The sequence below is a fragment of the Sorangium sp. So ce448 genome (assembly GCF_051520915.1).
GTDB classification, from domain to species: Bacteria; Myxococcota_A; Polyangia; order Polyangiales; family Polyangiaceae; genus Sorangium; species Sorangium cellulosum_B.
The window spans coordinates 2028760-2045173 of record NZ_CP150343.1; the positions used below are offsets into that span (position 1 = coordinate 2028760).

The following is a 16414-nucleotide window of genomic DNA, read 5'->3' on the forward strand; positions in this document are numbered from 1 at the left end:
GACTCCGAGGCGGCGGTGGCCAGAGTGCAGCCAGTCCGTGAGCGCCGTGAGCTCGGGAGTCCTCCGTGAGACCAGCTCGATGAGCATAGAAGTCCTATGGGGCGACGCTCCCTGCAAGAAGCGTGGAGTGGAGCGCGCTCCCCTGCGCGCGCCACGGCGGCGTACACAGCGCGAACACTCCCGGCGCAAACGCCGGCCTCGAATGGACTGGCGCTTGCCGTCCCAGGGGGCGCGTGAGCGGCGTGCCCACGGGTGAGGTCGGGCATCCCCCCAGGATCGGCGGCCGTGCCGCGCACGCGGCGCAAGAGAGGCGAGCGTGACGAGTCCTGTGGTCGTGACCAAGTATCTGTGTGCCGCCGCTGCGATCCACGCCGTGCTCGGCTGCGCGGCCGGCGTCGACCTGCTCGACGAGGGCGGATCCGCGGCGGCTGCGACGCCCACCCTCGGGGTCGCAGAACAGCGGGCCAGCACCTACGGATGGCGGGTCATCGAGGTGATCGACTACAATTTCGACGGAAAGCAGGATGTGCTCTGGATCGACCCCGAGCGCAGCCTCATGGCCGTATGGTTCATGGACGGAGTCCAGCTGCTCACGCCGGGCCCGATCCTTCGTGGACCGGCCGGCAGAGGCTGGGTCGCCATAGGGAACGACTTCAACCTCGACGGCCTGGCGGACGTGCTCTGGCGTCACGATGAGCGGGACCTGATAACGATCTGGCTGACGGACGGAGGCCGGCCGTTCGCGCAGGGCCCGATGCTCCCCGGGCCGCGCGGCGGAGACTGGGTGATCCGGCCGAACGACTTCAACCGCAACCTCACCTCGGATGTGCTCTTTTACAATCACGAGCAGAACCTGATGACGGTGTGGCTGCTGGATGGCGTCCAGCTGCTCGCGCCGGGCCCCTTCATCCCGGGGCCGGGCGGCGACTGGGATATCGGCCCCGTGCCCGACGTCAACTTCGATCGCATCGCGGATGTGATCTGGAACGACGAGGTGCACAACCTGATGACGGTGTGGCTGATGAGCAACACGGAGGTCATCGGGCGGGGGCCGGTGATCCCCGGGCCGAGCGGCGAGGGATGGGAAGTCCTCTGGGCGGCCGACTTCAACGCTGACGGCATGTCGGACGTGCTCTGGAGCAACGAGGAGAGGGGCCTCGTTGCGATCTGGCTGATGAACGGCGTCGAGCTCCTCGACGCGGGGCCGGTGATCCCCGGGCCGATCGGCGACGGCTGGACAGCGGTCGCCGCCGGCGACGTCAACGCCGATCTGATGTCGGATGTCGTGTGGCAACGCCAGGGGACGAGCCAGATTGCGGTGTGGTTGATGAACGGCACCCACGTCCTCTCGCCAGGGCCGGTGATCGTGGGCCCCCCCGGCGGCTGACCGACCCGGGCGATCCGCGGCGGGCTCACGTCAGTTCGAAACGCCCGCCGCGCGCAGGCCGTCCCGGGCCAGCGCGTGCTTGGGCGCGATGTCGAGGACCCGCCGGAGCTCCCGCGCCGCGTCGCCGCCCTTGCCCATCTTGAGCAGCGACCAGCCGAGGCCCGAGCGCACCTCGACGTCGCTCGGGTACATCTCCGCGAGCCGGCCGTAGATCGTCGCCGCCTCCGGGTAGCGCGCCAGGTTGTACAGGGCGAACGCGAGCCGCAGGCTCGCGAGGTAGTTCGCGGGGTCGAGCTGCAGCGCCTTCCGCGCGGTCGCTTCCACGTCGGCCCACCGGCGCAGCGCCATCTGCGGGAGCAGCGCGCCGACGCGCGACTCGACCGATCTCGGCTCGAGCGCGCTCGCCCTGCCGTACGCGTCGACGGCCTCCTTGTTGCGCCCGAGCTTGTGATAGAGCCAGCCGCGGCGGAGCTCCGCGACGTATCCATCCTTCTGCGGCGCTGGGAGGCGATCGAGCGCGGCGAGCGCGTCCTGCGCCTTCCCGGCGGCCTCGGCGTCATAGGACAGCTGGAACAGGTCCGCCGGCCTCCCCTCCGCGTCGGCGGCCCCGGAAGGGACGCCGCTCAACGCACAACCGACCAGCATCACGAAGAACCATCGACTCGCTCTCATGACGTCTCCTCGCCGAATGACACGGTGAATCTGCTGCCGGCGCCCTCGACCCGCTCCGCCGCCCGCGTGCGGCCCTGCGCCGTGACCTCGACCCTGAGCGGCCCTCGGCCCCTCGTGAGCTCCGCCCGCGTCCGCACGAGCGGCTCGCCGCGGCGATCGCGCCGCCGCGACTCGCCGAGCACCACGAGGAGGTCGCCCTCGCGGCGCATCCTGAGGTCCATCTCGATCCCGTCGCCTGGCAGGAAGGGGGCGACGAAGTCGGCGAGCACCCGGAGCGCGAACGCGCGGAACCGCCGCGCCGGCAGCGTGTCCGCCCAGCGGAGCGAGGCGCTGCCCTCGAGCGGCACCCGCGGGAGCGCCGCGCGCAGCAGGTGAACGACCGACGCGTCGTCGCCCACCGCGTCGAAGCTCGTGAACAGGTCGTCGCTCCTGCCGTAGAAGAGCGACGCGGCGCGGTCCTCCGAGCGGATCAGGAGCCGCCCGTGGACGTCGACGTCGCACGTGACGCGCTCGACGTACGCGCCGACGCGGTACGCCCAGGTGTCGGCGCAGGTGAAGCCGAAGTACGCGGACACGTCCTCGTCGGCCTCGATGGAGCGCACGGCGTCGCCCTCCCGCGGCTCCAGGCTGGGCCAGAGCCGCGCCTCCTCGCCGACGGTGACCACGTCGCTGAACCGGCACGGGAGCGTCGGCGCGCCGAGCTTGTGGGTCGACTGCAGCTGGAAGTGCAGGTGCGGCTCGGGGGATCGACCCGAGCTGCCGGCGAGCCCGAGGACGTCGCCCCGCTTCACCCATTGCCCTTCCACGACCTTGAGCGTCCCGCGCGCGAGGTGAGCGACCATCGAGTAGACGCCGGGCGCGTGGGCCACGATGACGTGGTTGCCCCAGTTCTGCTCGAGGTTCAACGCGCCGACGTCGCTGTCGGGCACCGTCGACTCGACCTTCACCACGGTGCCGTCGGCGGCCGCGACGACGGGCAGCCGGTGGCAGTGGAAGTCCTGCGGCGCGCTCCCGGCGCCGCGGAAGGCCCGGCCATCTTCGCCCATCACCTGGAAATCGAAGGCATGGCGCCATTGCTCCTTGTGCGTGAACGCGCCGTCGACCGCCTGCGTGCACGTCCACGTGCCGCGGAACGGGAGCCGGAAGCTCACCCCGTGTGGCAACTGTTGAAAGCGCGCTCGCCGCGTGCGGAGGTACGCGAGGTTCTGCTCGGGCGTGCCCGGGAGGAAATCCACGGCCTTGGGCCGCTCGTCGCGCGCGCGCCGCCGCATCGCGAGGAGGACGGCGGCGACGGTGACGTTGAACGGCAGGATCAGCGGCGCCGCGCCGAGCCGCGCGAGCGGCGCCATCACGCCGGCGGTGACGAGCGCGGCGAGGGCGGCGCCGGACAGGCCGAGCGCGAACGAGGACGCCGAGGGGACGAACCAGACGCCGCCCAGCCCGACCGCCGTGAGGACGGCGTTGTAACCGAGCACGTCGAGCGCGCCGTCAGGCAGCGAGAGCCATCGCGAGGCGAGCCCGAGCGCCGCCGCGAACGCGAGCGCCGCGAGGAGCGCGGCGATCCGGCTGTGGACGAGGAGCGCGGCGAGCACCAGCGCGCCCGCGTCGGCGCGGGGCAGGAAGAAGAGGCCGCCGAGGCACCGCGCGAACAGCGCGATGGGCGCGGGGAGGCCCTCGAGCGCGGGCGGGGTTTGCGCGGGCGCCGCGAGCGTGAGCCCGGAGAACGCCGAGGTGCTCAGCGTCAGGTGGAAGACGACGATGAACGGGAGCGAGAGCACCGGCAGGCCGGCGGCGCCGCCGGAGCCGGGACCGGAACCGGTGAGCGAGCGCAGCGCGGCCGTGACCACCACGCACGCGGCGGCGCCGAGCAGCGCGACGGCGACCGCGGGGCCGTCCGCGGTGAACGACTGCGCCACGCCGAGGCCGACGAGGAGCGCGTTGTACGCGTACGAGCCGTCCCTCACGGCGTCCTTCTCGAGGTCGAGGAGGAGCGCGGTCCCGTTCGCCGCGCACGCCGCGATGACGCCGAACACGAAGGCGCGAGGCACGGTGGCGGTCGCGAGCAGCACGAGCAGCCCCACCGCCGGCGAGCGCGAGAACAGGATGTGCGCATAGACCCGGAGGAGCGACTCCCCCATCTCGACGACGCCGCTGCTCGCGAGCAGCGAGCTCACGGCCGCCGCGACCCGGCGGCGCCGGGCCGTCCCGGTCCCGTGCGCCGCGCCGCTCGCGTGGCGCGTCGGCGCGGGGATCACCTGAGCCATGCCGGCACGTCCTCGACGGCGCGGAAATCGTCGAGCGTCTCCGCGCGGCGGATGCAGGAGGCGCCTCCCTCGCCCACCATCACCACCGCCGGACGGAGGGTGATGAACTGGTGCCACTGCGTCACGTTGTAGGCGCCCACGTTGCGGAACACGAGCCGATCTCCCGGGGACGACGCCGGGAACTGCATGGTGTCGCGCATCACGTCGATGTTCATGCACAGCGGGCCGAACATCACGGTGGGCTCCTGCATGGCGCTGAACTCCTGCGCCGGGACGACATCGTGTTTGTACCAGAACGAGGTGAAGAGCAGGTTGACGCCCGCGTCGAGCACGAGGCCGCTGCGCCCGTCGGGGAGGCGCTTCTTGGCCTCGACGGTCGAGATCAGGTACCCCGCGTCGTCCACCAGCGCGCGGCCCGTCTCGAGGACGAGCGTCGGGAGCTCCCGCGCGGGATAGTCGAGCTCTCCGAGGCCGTCACAGATGGCCTCGGCGTAACGCTCGAACGACGGAGACGCCTGCTCGCCGAGCAGGTACTGCGCCTTGAGCGTGTTCTTCGAGGCGAAGCCGCCGCCGAGATCGAGGAACGAGAGCCGGATCCCGTGCGCGGCGCGTATCTCGTTGGCGAGGCGCGCCAGCTTGGACGCCGCCTTGCCGTAGGCGCCCGGGTCGAGGATGAACGTGCCGATATGGCAGTGCAGCCCGGTGAGCTCCATGCGATCTCCGCTCACGAGGCGGCTCACCGCCTCCCTGGCCTGGCCGGACTCGAGGTTCAGGCCGAACCGGCTCCACGGCGCGAGGCCCTCGATGTTCATGTTGACCCGGATGGCCACCTTCGGGCGCGCCTTGACCCGCTCGGCGACCCGCTCGATCCGCGCCAGCTCATCGAGGTTGTCGATGTGGATGATCGAGGCGCCGGAGACCGCGCGCGCGAGCGCCGCGTCGGGCTTGTAGGGGCCGTTCCAGTGGATCCGCTCGGCCGGGACGCCCGCGAGGATCGCCTTGTCGTACTCGAAGGGCGAGACGACCTCGGCCCAGGCGCCTTCGCGGTGGAACGTGCGGCAGATCGCCTCGAGGTAGTTCGTCTTGTACGACCAGGCGATCCGCACCTTGGCCCAGCGGCGCGCGAACGCGCCGTGGAGCTCGCGGTAGCGGCTCACGAGCGCCCGCTCCGAGAACACGAAGAGCGGTGATCCGTGCTCGGCGACGAGATCGGCGATGGCGACTCCATCGATGTGGGTGAGCGGCCGCACGCCCTGGAGGCGGCCGAACTTGTTCATCGCCCCCATCTGGTGCCGGACGATGCTGGGCGATTCGTAGGCCGGGCTATTCACGAGAGGCCTCCTGAACGGACGAGCTCGCCCGTCGTCACCATGCTTTGAAAGTCGCTGATCCGCGCGACCTGGTCGATCGAGATGCGGACGAACATCGCGCCGACCTCGTAGCCGCGGAGCGGCTCGATCGGCGCGCCCGCGGCGAGATCGACCACGGCGCGAGGCAGGTTCATCCCCGCCGCCACGCTCAGGTACACCCACGCCGGGAAGCGCGGGTTGACCTCGATGAGGTGATATCGCCCGTGCGCGTCGCGCATCACCTCGACCTCGAAGGGGCCGCGCCACCTCGTCGCCTCGGCGAAGGCCTGCGCGATGCCGACGAGCTCGGGGTCGCGCACGGTGATACCGGCCCAGCCCTTTCCCTTGTCGGTGAGGAGCATCTTCTTCATCGGCACGGCGCCGACGAGCCCGCCCTCCCCGTCGCCGACCGCCACCACATCGAACTCCTCCCCGGTCACGTGCTCCTGGACGAGGACGGGGAGGCCCCACTGGGCAATTACCTTGTAATAGGCCGACACCGCCTCATCGAAGGTCGTCGCCAGCGTCGCGCCGTAGAACACGCCCTTCACGTGGAAGGGGTAAGGCACCCGCTCGTGGATGCGCAGGAGCTCGTCGGCGTCCGAGAGGGCCGCCGTGCGCGGGACCCGGATGCCGGCGCGCGCGCCGAGCGCGGCGAGGCTCGCCTTCGAGCGGAGATCGAGCTGCTCGCGCGTGGGCAAGCAGGTGCCGATCCCCATCGCGCGGAGCCGCGGCGCGATGTCGATGAACGAGGGCAGCTCGGCGTCGAGCGTGGGGATGATCACGTCGAGCCCGACCCGCCGGTGGACGTACTCGAGGCGGGACACGAACGCTTCCAGGCCCTGCGATGGATAGGGGATCATGAACACGTCGCTCACGATGTCGCCGGCGTACGCGCCGGGATCGAGCGCGTCGTACGCGAGGCCGACGAGGCGAAGCGAGGCGTCGCCGCCCGCGCGGAGCGCCCGGATGACGCCCACGCCTGGAGCGGGGTTGTCGGTCGCGTTGAGGCCTGTGACGGCGATGGTACGGGGCCTCGCCTTCACTGGGCTCCCTCCGGCTCCGCGGAGAGGAGGCCGTGCTGCCGGAGGAGCTCCACGAACTCGCCGACGTCGCGCGCCGGGTCGCCCCCGCGGAGGTCGAAGCGCTCGCGGAGCCGGGCGGCGACCTCCTCGCGCGAGAGCCCCTCTTTCATGGCGTTGAGGGCGCAGAGGCCGGTGGGATTGACGGTGAACGTCGCGCCCGACGCGGGATCGAACACGAATCCGGTGTCGCTGAGTGCAAGCTCTTTCAATCGCAGGATCGCGCTCACGCGAGCCTCCTCGTCGTTAAGGATGTATTGGGTGCGAAGGCCGTGATGAAGCGCGCGCCGCCTCCGCCCCCGGGACGCACCTCGGCTGCTCCGGCGCGTGGCGCGAAGGGCGGGGCCGCGCGGCGCTTCGGGCGCGCCGGCCTGCCCTCCATGTGCCCGCCGGGGGCGAGATCGGGTCAAGAAATGTGACGGCGCCTCGCCCGCGACGCCGGGGGCCCGAGATGGGCGGACGCGAGCGCCCGGATGTGCCGATCGGGCTCGGGCGCCGTGGCGGTTTTCTGCTGAACCGGGGCAACTTCGCGCAGCAGAGTGCGACCAGGCAAGGCGGGTTCCGAAGGAAAGGAGTGAGCGGTAGCTTCAGAAATCGGGGTCGCTGTCCAGCGGGTGCGAATCCCGCCTGGTCGAGGTCACGCCCCGTCCCTTCTACCGCTCGACGACGACGTTCTTGGCGAGCGCCTTGAACCGGTCGCCGTCGGCCGTGCGCACGGTGATCGTGACGGCGCCCGTCCTGCTGGTGTTCAGGTCTTCGACCGTACCCGACCTGTCCTTGTGCGTTCCTGCGACCACGCGGCAGCGATCTCCGTTCTGGATGTCCACGGGTCCAAGAGAGGACTTCCCTCACGGGGGTTCAAGGAAGTACCGTGGTTCCATGGACTACGTGAAACTGGGTCGATCCGGACTCGACGTCTCTCGCATCTGCCTTGGGACCATGGGGTTCGGCGTTCCTCAGCCGAATTTTCACCAGTGGGTGCTGAACTACGACGACTCGCGCACGATCATCCGCAGAGCCTACGAGGCCGGCGTGAACTTCTTCGACACGGCGAACACGTACAGCGCCGGGACCAGCGAAGAATTCGTGGGGCGCGCGCTGAACGAGCTGAACGACCGCGATCGCCTCGTCGTCGCCACGAAGGTGTACTTTCGCATGCACGACGGTCCCAACGGCATGGGGCTGTCGCGCAAGGCCATCCACAGCGAGGTCGACAAGTCGCTGAAGCGGTTGGGGATGGACTACATCGATCTGCTGCAGATCCACCGCTGGGACTATGCGACGCCCATCGAGGAGACGATGGCCGCGCTCCACGACCTCGTGAAGGCCGGCAAGGTGCTCTACCTCGGCGCGTCGGCGATGAAGGCCTATCAGCTCCTGCGCGCGCAGCTGACCGCCGACCACTGCGGCTTCACGCGCTTCGTGTCCATGCAGAACCACCTCAACCTCATCTACCGCGAGGAGGAGCGCGAGATGCTCCCCTTGTGCCGTGAAGAGGGCGTGGCCGTCATCCCCTACAGCCCGCTCGCCGGCGGGCGCCTCACCCGCGACTGGAGCGAGTCCACCGCGAGAGAGGCCTCCGACAGGGTGCTGCACGCCAAATACGACAAATCGATGGAGAACGATCGGCCCATCGTCGACCGCCTCGCCGGCATCGCCACGGCCCGCGGCGTGCCCCGGGCCCAGGCCGGCCTCGCGTGGCTCCTGCAAAAAGAAGGCGTCACCGCGCCCATCGTCGGCGCGACCAAGATCGGTCATCTCGACGACGCGGTGGCCGCGCTCTCCGTGAAGCTCACGCCCGAAGAGATCGCGAGCCTCGAGGAGCCGTACGTGCCCCACGCGGTTCAGGGGGCATTGTAGATCAGGCGTCGGTGCTCAGGTACAGCCGGCCCGCGACCCCCACCGATCGATCGACATCGGCGACGGCGCCATCGCCATCCGGACACCGCAGCACGCGAAGAAGGAGCTCGAAGCCTATCTGGATTACGGGCTCCTCGGTCGCGCCGCTGCGCTTCGAGCAGCGGACTGCGGGGGCCGCCGGGCTCTCCGAGATCCCGGGGAGCGAGGCGCTGGCCGCGTTCCTGCTGGCGCCCTACGTCAAGATGGCCGACGACCTCGCGCGGTCCCGTCGAAGGGACCCCGCCGGGAAGCCCGAAGCCGTCCCGGCGCCCCCGGCCGGGTAGTGGTCGTGTTTGAACATGAAGGCGGGAAGGCGGGAAGGCGGGAAGAAAAGATCAATGATCTTCCCGCCTTCATGTGAACTCGCTCCGGGCAAATGCGACCACTACCTCTCCCGGTGGACGTGCCTCCACAACAAGATGGGTCGCTGGCATCTCCGCGGTGGACGTGCCTTCAGCGACAGAAGGGTCGCACCCGTTTCCCGGTGGACGCGCCGTCAACAAATGATGGATCGCAGCCATCACCCGCAAGCCAGTGGCGGAGGCCGTCGGCGGAAGGCGGAGCTAGCCAGGGACGACCGCAGCGGTGCGCCGAAGGCGGCGGAGCGGGTCGCCTGCCACCGCGGGCGGCGTGCAGGGCAGGCGTGCCTCCAACCCCACGCACCGGGAGGCGCATTTTTACAAACGGCCCCGGGAAGCTCCGCGGAATTTGAGAATATGAACGCACCGCTCTCCCCCTCTGAAGGCACCTCCCGCGACCGTAACTGGAATTCCGTTCACGCTGCCGCGGTGGAAATGCTCCCCCGCGCGCTTCGTCGATCCCGCGCCGATCAGCGAGGAGCGCATCGCGGAGCAAGAGCGGCTGGAGGTCGCGAGGGAGGTGCTCGGGACGATCGCGCCCGAGCGGCGGGTCCTCCTGGTCCTTTACGAGATCTACGAGATGCCGCTCGTCGACATCGCGCGCGAGCTCGGCCTCAACTACAACACCGCCAGCAACCGGCTGCGCCTCGCCCGCGAGGACTACCGTGCCGCCGTCAAGCGGCTGCGCCCGGAGCAGCGTCAGGCGCTGCGCGCCTGCTGGCTGGTGTTTCCCCTGGCGTCGGACTTCCTGGTGCGCGACGACGGCGCGAGCGCCGCCGCACCGCCGGCCGCGGTGCCGCACGCGCCTGCTGGATCGAGCCTGAGATCGTGGCTTGCCCGCGTCGGCCGCTCCCTCGGCTCCGTTGCGGCGGGCGGCGCCGGGACCGCGGCCGTGCTGCTCGCCCTCGCCCCGTCGCGGCCCCTCTGGGCGCGCCGCTTCGGGGCGGCGCTGGCCGATGAACTGCCCGTGACCAGCGCCGGCCTTGCAGCACCCTCGTCGCAGCAATCGCAGCAAACCATGGAACCGCGGCCGGTGGCGCCGGCGGTCGAGGCGCCCGCGCGCCCGTGCCCAGCGGCGCTGCGGGCGGCACCGCCGGCCGGCGCGCGGGAGGACGCCTTCGTGGACGAGCGCCGGCTGCTCGCCGCGGCGCAAGAGCGCCTCTCCACGGGCGACCCCGCCGGGGCGCTCCGGCAGCTCGCCGCGCACGAGGCGCGGTTCCCCGCAGGCCGGCTGAAGTCCGTGCGAGAGCAGCTTCGCACGGCGGCCCAGGCGCGCCTCGCCCCTTCGGAGCCGGGCGCGTCAGGAAGAGAGCAGGCGCGATGAGCCGGTCCAGGGAGAGACCGGGGCTCGGCGCGCGACCGGCCCGCAGCGCCCTCGGCCCGCTCCGGGGCGCCGAGCGCACGGGGCGCTCGGCGCGTTCCGCCGTCGCGGCGGCCACCGTCCTGCTCGGCATCGCGGACGCGCGCGCCGCGCCGGACGCGCCGCGGGCGGCGATGCGGATCGAGCTCGTGCGAGGTCCGGGCACCGAAGGCTGTCCTGGCGACGCGTTCCTGCGTGCGGAGGTGGCGCGCAGGCTCGGCGCCGACCCATTCCAGGACGGCGCGCCGCAGCTGCTCACGGTCCGCGTCGCGCGGGAGGGACCCGAGCTCACTGCCGCGCTGGCGCTACGCGACGGGGAGGGCGATACCCGGTGGGCCGACGGGTTCGGCACCCGGAGCGGCTGCGAGGAGCTGCTCTCCGGCGTGGCCTTGGCGATCGTGGCGCGCCTCCTGAGCGCGCCGGAGCCGGCATCCCCGCCGCGCGCGCCCTCGCCGCCACGCGAGCCTGCCTCGCCGCCGCCCGAGCCCTCCTCCTCGTCGCCGTCCGAGCCCTCCTCGCCGCCCGCGACGCCGTCGCAAGCGCAGCGTGCCGCGCCGGAGCCACCTAGGCCGGCCCAGCTGCCCCAGGCGTCCTCCCGGCCGGAGACGGCGCCGGCTCCGCCGGAGCGACTGCGGCTCGAAGCGGGGCTCGGGGCGACGCTGGGCCTGGGGATCACGCCAGGGGCCGCGGCCGGGATGACGCTGGCCGTGGGCGTCCGCCGGTCCGAGTGGTCGGTCGCAGTCGAGGGGAGGGGGCTCGTCGCCTTGGCGCAGGAGGTGGGCTTGGTGCCTGTCGGCACCAGGGCGTTCACGGCGGCTACTGTGGCCTGCTATCGCGGCCGCCTGCTGCTCGGATGCGGGCTCGCCACCCTCGGTGCAGTTCGCTTCACCCCTCGGGACCCGTGGACCATGCGCTCGCGCAGCGATGTCCTCTTCGGCTTCGGGGCGCGGCTCGGTGCCGAGTGGCCCCTCTCCGGCAGGTGGTCCGTGCTCGGGTACGCCGAGACGACCTGGATTGTGGACGATGCGGCGCTCAGGCGTCGGCCGTACGACAGAGCGACGCCAGCAACAGTCATTTGGACGTCACCGCCGCTCGGCACAGCCTTCGGGCTGGGCATTACGGCCGCATACTGAACGGCGTTTGGAAAAAGCACGCTCTGCCGCAACCATCGGGCGATAATTTCGGAAAGGACAAGGGAATGGCGAGCGCGATCGGCAGCATGAAGAAAGGGGCTTGTTGTGCGCACGAAGCGGCTTCCGGTAGTCTGCGCGGCATGCGCATCTGCTCGTTCTCGATCGTCGGCCTTCTTTTGCTATCGGGCTGCGGCGAAACTCCGACCATCGAAGGCCCGTGCCAGCCAGTCGAATGGGGCCAGCCGTGGTGCCCCCATCCCGAGGCAGGCACGGGAGAGGCGGGGGGCGGAGGGGCCGGCGGCGGCGACGACAACGGCGGTGGGGCTGGCGGCGGCGATGAAACCGCCTGCGCCGGCGACTGCGTTCCGCCGGCGCCGCTCGGCTGGTTCGGCCCGGCGCTCCTCTGGTTCGGCCCGCGGGACCAGGTACCCGCCTGCCCCGCCGCCGCGCCGAACATCGGCTACGAGGGGTTCGCCGACCTGGCGCCCGCGCCGCTCGCCTGCGCGGCCTGCCTGTGCGACCCGCCCGACGCGGCCACCGCCTCGTGCCAGCTGCCCCTGGGCTGGTCGGCGCACTCTTCGATGACGTGTCCCGGTGACCCCGGCAGCGTCGCGACCACGTTCGCGGCACCCGCCGGCTGGGACGGCGCCTGCACCGCCTCGACCGCGATCCCCGCGGGCCAGGATTGCGGCGGGAAGTCGTGTGTGCAGTCGATCTCGATCGACGCGCCGGTCGTGCTGGTCACCGCCGCCGCCGCATGCACGCCCAGGGTGGACGAGCCCCCGCCGCCGGCTCGCCTCGATCCCTGGCAGACCCGGGCGCTCGCCTGCGTTCCAGGCGCCTACACGGAGTGCCCGAGTGACCGCAGCACCTGCATGCCCTCGCCGGACCAGCCCGGGGTCCCGCCGCCCGGCGGCTTCTTGACGTGCATCTTCCACGAGGGCGACGTGACGTGCGAGGCACCGTACCTGGACAGGCACGTCTTCTACGGCGGCGCCGAGGACACGCGCGGCTGCTCCGAGTGCAGCTGCGGGGAGCCGGAGGGCGCGTCGTGCACCATCATGGCCTCGGTTTACAGCGACGGGGCGTGCGCCGACCTGCTCGCGTCGAACATCGTGAGCTCGACGACGTCGTTCTGCGGGGTCACCCCGCCCGGCGTCGCCCTCGGCAGCAAGTCGGCGAAGGTCGTCGCCGTGGATCCCGGCGGCTGCGCCCCGAGCGGCGGCGAGCCGCTCGGCGAGCTGCTGCCGGCCGAGCCGTCGACCTTCTGCTGCCAGGCATAAGCCCGCGAGAAGAACAGGCGATCATCGCCTCGCGCTCGGCGCCAGCTCCACCTGATCCGTGAGCTCTCCGCGCTCCTCGTCGCGGAGGGCCGCGACCAGGGCGCGTGCGAGCGGCCCCGAGCCGACCCTCGGCCCGACCGGCTCACGCACCCAGAACGCCATGATCGACTCGGCGAGTGTGTCGCGCCCCTCGGCCCGAAGCCGCTTCATGGCCGCGTAGGCCCGGACGTCCGAGGGGTGGCTACGCGCCTGGGTCTGGGTGCGCTGCCAGCGAGCATTCGCGACGTGAGCCGCACGCATCGATCGGTCCCCCGTCGATTCCCTGCAAGCGAAGCGAGAACGTCCGCGACCCATGCGCGTCCGGTTAGCGGGGCGGCGATTCTGCCAATAATCGCTCGGTTGACCGTGGCCATCCGGGGACGATCGACATTTCGAACTCTACTGCGGGAAGTCGGCCGGGGAAGCGAACCGCCAAGACGCCATAAGACGCCAAGAAAACCGGGGAACAGGGGGGGATGCCCGGACGGCCAGCTTTCCCCTCTCCCCTTGGCGTCCTTGGCGGCTTGGCGGTTTTTCTGCTGATCCGGGGCAACTTCCCGCAGTAGGGCGAACGCGGGCTGCGATCGTGGCGCCATGGCGAAGCCCACCGACGAGCCCACGTCGGCGCCGCCCGCGGTGCCGGTCGAACCATCGCCGCCGCTGTCAATCCCGGCCCGCACCGCGGCCGGGTCGCCGGAATCGGCGGCCGGGTCCGGCTGCAACGTATGGCCGGGTCACGCCGGAATACGCAGGCTGGCGCTCGATTCGCGCCCGCCCGCACATGCCGAAATTTGCCAAGCCCTTTCTCCGTATCCTATACACCCGCTCGGGCGACAGATGGGTTCTCAGCTCGCAGACGCGACAACAGGAGAGTTTATCTCATGAGAGCGATGGTGGTGTTGGTGTTCATGTCCCTCGGTCTGAGCTTCGGTTGCGCCAGCGAGGTTGAGCAGATCCCTGATGAGACCGCAGCGGAGGACGTTGAGCAGGTAGAGCAGGAGATCAATACGCCGTGCTTCCAGCATTGCCAATGTCCTCTTACGGAGCGCTGTGGATCAAGCTACTATTGCGAGTCATATGCAGTATGGGGACCGGATAGTAGTCCTCTGAGGTGTGTCAACGACTGCCAGTGCCAAACGTACTGGTCTCCGGGATACCGCTGTGACATGGATTCTGGTAGCTACGGTCATTGCAAGCCTTATTGAGCGACGATCGAGAGCGCCGTCATCCCAGGAGGCGCCGGCCGCTGATGCCTGACACCGCGGTGCCCGGGGCGGCGGCGCGCGTGTGGTGTCGGTGATCAACACGTCCCGCGTCCGATCGGTGAAGACCGCGGCCCCGTGATCGCCGGCGAACACCGTTCACCGCCGGCACCTGCGCCGATCTGAGCCGCGGTGAGGAGTTCGGTGAGCGTCCATGGGGCGCTCCCCGAGAACCGCCGCTACGGTCGGCGTGGTGCCGAGCGTACCGTGCACGCGGACCCAGTTGTAGGAGGCGACCCCCTGGCCGATCGCTGCCCGGTGTCCGCGGAGATCACGGAGGTGCCGTGCTCTATCCTCCACGCCGAGGGAAGAAAGGCGCCGCCGGAAGGGTGGGACGACACGCCGGAGCCGGAGATGCCGCTCGAGGATCTCCTCATACTGGCCTGAAGGAGCGCCTGCGCTGCTGAAATCGAAGAAGCGGGGTCGTGGGAGGGAGACGGGCCCCGCTGCCGGCTCGCTACGACCCCTGGCAGACCCGGGCGCTCGCCTGCGTGCCCGGCGCCTACTCGGAGTGCCTGGGCGACCGGAGCACCTGCGTGTTCGCGCCGGAGTAGCCCGGGATCCCGCACCTCCCGTAACGGATCGGGTCAACGATTTTGACGGCGCCTGGTGTGGAGGATCAACGCTCCGTCAATGCTCGGCCGCGCCCTCGGCACGGGCGCGCAGCCGGGCCGCGTAGACGCTGTCGCCGTGGCGTGAGAGGAAGTCGTCGATCGCGGCTCGCTCGTCGCTTCCGCGCCCGAGCTGGCGCAGGGCCTCGATGCGGCCGTAGCGCGCCTCGACGCCGAGCCCGCCGCGCCCGGCCGCGAGGTACCGCTCGAAATAGCCGAGGGCCGCGGCGGGATCTCCGCCGGAGAGCGAGAGCCGGCCGAGCGATACGAGCGCGACGCGCGCCTCGGGGCTGCCCGGATGGCGCGCGAGCAGCGCGAGGTACGCGGCCGACGCATCGACGTCGCGGCCGCCGGCGAGCGCCAGCTGGGCGTCGCGCAGCAGCTCGTCGGCGCTCGGCCCGGCGTGCGCCTCGCCGCGGCGGCCCTCGCGCGCTGCCCCGGCCCTCGGAGCGGGCGCCGCGTCGGCGGCCTCCTCCACGCCCGCGTCAGGCGCCTCTTCCGGCGCGGGCGCGGCGGCGGCGGGCTGGCGCTCGACGGTGCGCGCCGGCGGCTCGATCCCGGCGCTGGCCTGCGCGGGCGCCGCGTCTGCCGCGCGCGGGGGCGGGGGCGCCACGTCGCGGTCGCTCATCAGCTCGGCCGCGAGCGCGGCCAGGAACGTCGCCGCGAGCGCGACGCCGGCGAAGGTGCCCGCGACCCCGCGCCGCACGATCGCGCGCCGCCTGGTGCGCTCCTCCGGCGCCGGGACGCGCTGCGCCCCGGCCTCGCCGGCCGCCTGCGCGAGGATCCGCGCGGCCAGGGCGTCGTCGTCCACGGGGCCGAGCGCCCCGCCGCGCCGGGCGCCGAGCCGGCCGAGGTCGGCCCAGAGGGCGGCTTCCTCGGCGAGCTCCGGGTGAGCCTCCTCGTAGCGGCGGCGGAACGCGGCGTCCTCGGGGCCGATCGGCGTCCCGCGGCCTTCGGCTGCGACGATCGCGATCCAGCGCTCCTCGTCCGAGGCATGGGCCATCCTGGTCTTCACGGCGATCTTCTCCGGCCGACGGCGATGTCCTGCCGGACCCGCTTTCGCAGGGCGGCGATCCCGAGGCGCAGGCGGCTGCGCACGGTGTCCGGGCTGACGTCGGTCATCTCAGCGATCTCATCGACGGTGTGTTCGAGCGCGTGGTGCAGGATCAGCGCCTCGCGCTGGGCTTCGGGCAGCTCCCCCAGGTAGTCGCGCACGTGGCGCGGGAGCGCCTCCTGGGCGCTCCCCCGCGACGACGCCGGGACCTCCTCGGCGTCCGACAGGTCGCCCGCGATGGGGGCGTCGCGCCGCCGCACCGCGCGGAGGTACCGCAGCACGGTCCGCACGGCGATGCGCCGCGCCCAGCCCTCGATGGCGGCCTCGCCGCGGTACGCGGGCGCGGCCCTCAGGATGGCGAGCGTCGCCAGCTGCGCCGCGTCGTCCGCGTCGGCCGAGCGCCGCAGGAACGCCTGGGCGACCTGGCGGACGCCCGGGAGGAGCCTGGCCACGAGCCACGCCTGGGCCGCGGGATCACCCGCCCCGGCGCGGCGGGTCCGCTCGAGATCGATGGAGGAGACGAGGGGACCTTCGGCCTGGTGAGCGCGCGACCCCTCCGTGACGCGCACACCCATGAGGAGAGCCTGTCCATCCACGATCACGGTGACCCTGTGCCTCCCGCGGGCACGATCGGGTCATTTTTATGAGGGTGGCCCGGCG

16 protein-coding genes are annotated in these 16414 nt (G+C 71.6%); 7 read left to right on the top strand and 9 right to left on the bottom strand.

The window, feature by feature from the left end:
• The first annotated feature begins 334 nt into the window (after window positions 1-334).
• Entirely contained in the window at window positions 335-1387 is a 1053-nt protein-coding gene (locus WMF45_RS07690; protein ID WP_437716292.1) for an FG-GAP repeat domain-containing protein, read from the top strand.
• A 30-nt stretch (window positions 1388-1417) separates the two neighbouring features.
• Here WMF45_RS07690 and WMF45_RS07695 read toward each other — a convergent pair whose 3' ends face one another.
• The 6 genes from WMF45_RS07695 to WMF45_RS07720 all read right to left on the bottom strand — a co-directional run bounded on the left by WMF45_RS07695 (window position 1418) and on the right by WMF45_RS07720 (window position 7581).
• Window positions 1418-2059, bottom strand: coding sequence for a tetratricopeptide repeat protein (locus WMF45_RS07695; protein ID WP_437716293.1), 642 nt, complete (start codon window positions 2057-2059; stop codon window positions 1418-1420).
• A complete protein-coding gene (locus WMF45_RS07700; protein ID WP_437716294.1) occupies window positions 2056-4323 on the bottom strand; it encodes an urea transporter in 2268 nt (755 codons plus the stop codon). The genes WMF45_RS07695 and WMF45_RS07700 overlap by 4 nt, the downstream gene beginning before the upstream one ends.
• Complete coding sequence (locus WMF45_RS07705; RefSeq protein WP_437716295.1) at window positions 4311-5654, bottom strand: diaminopimelate decarboxylase; 1344 nt, start codon at window positions 5652-5654, stop codon at window positions 4311-4313. Before WMF45_RS07705 ends, WMF45_RS07700 begins: the two co-directional genes overlap by 13 nt.
• Window positions 5651-6718 carry an ATP-grasp domain-containing protein gene (locus WMF45_RS07710; RefSeq protein ID WP_437716296.1) on the bottom strand — a complete coding sequence of 356 codons (1068 nt, stop codon included), beginning with the start codon at window positions 6716-6718 and terminating at the stop codon, window positions 5651-5653. Before WMF45_RS07710 ends, WMF45_RS07705 begins: the two co-directional genes overlap by 4 nt.
• Entirely contained in the window at window positions 6715-6984 is a 270-nt protein-coding gene (locus tag WMF45_RS07715) for a PqqD family protein (RefSeq protein ID WP_437716297.1), read from the bottom strand. The genes WMF45_RS07710 and WMF45_RS07715 overlap by 4 nt, the downstream gene beginning before the upstream one ends.
• A gap of 423 nt (window positions 6985-7407) precedes the next feature.
• A complete protein-coding gene (locus tag WMF45_RS07720; RefSeq protein WP_437716298.1) occupies window positions 7408-7581 on the bottom strand; it encodes a KOW motif-containing protein in 174 nt (57 codons plus the stop codon).
• Between the two features lie 52 nt (window positions 7582-7633).
• Between WMF45_RS07720 and WMF45_RS07725 the strand changes: the two genes are divergently transcribed.
• The 4 genes from WMF45_RS07725 (at window position 7634) to WMF45_RS07740 (ending at window position 12788) form a co-directional block, all read left to right on the top strand.
• Window positions 7634-8614: an aldo/keto reductase gene (locus tag WMF45_RS07725; RefSeq protein ID WP_437716299.1), complete on the top strand. Its 981-nt coding sequence runs from the start codon at window positions 7634-7636 to the stop codon at window positions 8612-8614.
• A 918-nt stretch (window positions 8615-9532) separates the two neighbouring features.
• On the top strand, window positions 9533-10336 hold the full coding sequence (locus WMF45_RS07730) for a sigma factor-like helix-turn-helix DNA-binding protein (RefSeq protein WP_437716300.1): 804 nt from the start codon (window positions 9533-9535) through the stop codon (window positions 10334-10336).
• Window positions 10333-11505, top strand: coding sequence for a hypothetical protein (locus tag WMF45_RS07735; protein WP_437716301.1), 1173 nt, complete (start codon window positions 10333-10335; stop codon window positions 11503-11505). Before WMF45_RS07730 ends, WMF45_RS07735 begins: the two co-directional genes overlap by 4 nt.
• Window positions 11506-11645: 140 nt before the next feature.
• The gene (locus tag WMF45_RS07740) at window positions 11646-12788 is read left to right on the top strand and encodes a hypothetical protein (RefSeq protein WP_437716302.1); all 1143 of its coding nucleotides are present in this window, start codon (window positions 11646-11648) and stop codon (window positions 12786-12788) included.
• Between the two features lie 21 nt (window positions 12789-12809).
• Here the strand turns inward: WMF45_RS07740 and WMF45_RS07745 are convergent, their stop codons facing one another.
• Window positions 12810-12998, bottom strand: a complete 189-nt coding sequence (locus WMF45_RS07745) for a hypothetical protein (RefSeq protein WP_437716303.1) — start codon at window positions 12996-12998, stop codon at window positions 12810-12812.
• A gap of 1349 nt (window positions 12999-14347) precedes the next feature.
• Between WMF45_RS07745 and WMF45_RS07750 the strand changes: the two genes are divergently transcribed.
• Both WMF45_RS07750 and WMF45_RS07755 read left to right on the top strand, forming a co-directional pair.
• Window positions 14348-14476, top strand: coding sequence for a hypothetical protein (locus WMF45_RS07750; RefSeq protein WP_437716304.1), 129 nt, complete (start codon window positions 14348-14350; stop codon window positions 14474-14476).
• A 38-nt stretch (window positions 14477-14514) separates the two neighbouring features.
• Window positions 14515-14643: a hypothetical protein gene (locus WMF45_RS07755; RefSeq protein WP_437716305.1), complete on the top strand. Its 129-nt coding sequence runs from the start codon at window positions 14515-14517 to the stop codon at window positions 14641-14643.
• A 76-nt stretch (window positions 14644-14719) separates the two neighbouring features.
• Here WMF45_RS07755 and WMF45_RS07760 read toward each other — a convergent pair whose 3' ends face one another.
• Both WMF45_RS07760 and WMF45_RS07765 read right to left on the bottom strand, forming a co-directional pair.
• A complete protein-coding gene (locus tag WMF45_RS07760) occupies window positions 14720-15715 on the bottom strand; it encodes a tetratricopeptide repeat protein (RefSeq protein WP_437716306.1) in 996 nt (331 codons plus the stop codon).
• Window positions 15712-16329 carry an RNA polymerase sigma factor gene (locus tag WMF45_RS07765; protein ID WP_437716307.1) on the bottom strand — a complete coding sequence of 206 codons (618 nt, stop codon included), beginning with the start codon at window positions 16327-16329 and terminating at the stop codon, window positions 15712-15714. The genes WMF45_RS07760 and WMF45_RS07765 overlap by 4 nt, the downstream gene beginning before the upstream one ends.
• Window positions 16330-16414: the final 85 nt, after the last annotated feature.

Bases quoted from the DNA above. Each gene is read 5' to 3' on its own strand.
- WMF45_RS07695 (WP_437716293.1), bottom strand. From the start codon at position 2,059: ATGAGAGCGAGTCGATGGTTCTTCGTGATGCTGGTCGGTTGTGCGTTG.
- WMF45_RS07700 (WP_437716294.1), bottom strand. From the start codon at position 4,323: ATGGCTCAGGTGATCCCCGCGCCGACGCGCCACGCGAGCGGCGCGGCG.
- WMF45_RS07725 (WP_437716299.1), top strand. From the start codon at position 7,634: ATGGACTACGTGAAACTGGGTCGATCCGGACTCGACGTCTCTCGCATC.
- WMF45_RS07735 (WP_437716301.1), top strand. From the start codon at position 10,333: ATGAGCCGGTCCAGGGAGAGACCGGGGCTCGGCGCGCGACCGGCCCGC.
- WMF45_RS07740 (WP_437716302.1), top strand. From the start codon at position 11,646: ATGCGCATCTGCTCGTTCTCGATCGTCGGCCTTCTTTTGCTATCGGGC.
- WMF45_RS07745 (WP_437716303.1), bottom strand. From the start codon at position 12,998: ATGAAGCGGCTTCGGGCCGAGGGGCGCGACACACTCGCCGAGTCGATC.
- WMF45_RS07765 (WP_437716307.1), bottom strand. From the start codon at position 16,329: ATGGGTGTGCGCGTCACGGAGGGGTCGCGCGCTCACCAGGCCGAAGGT.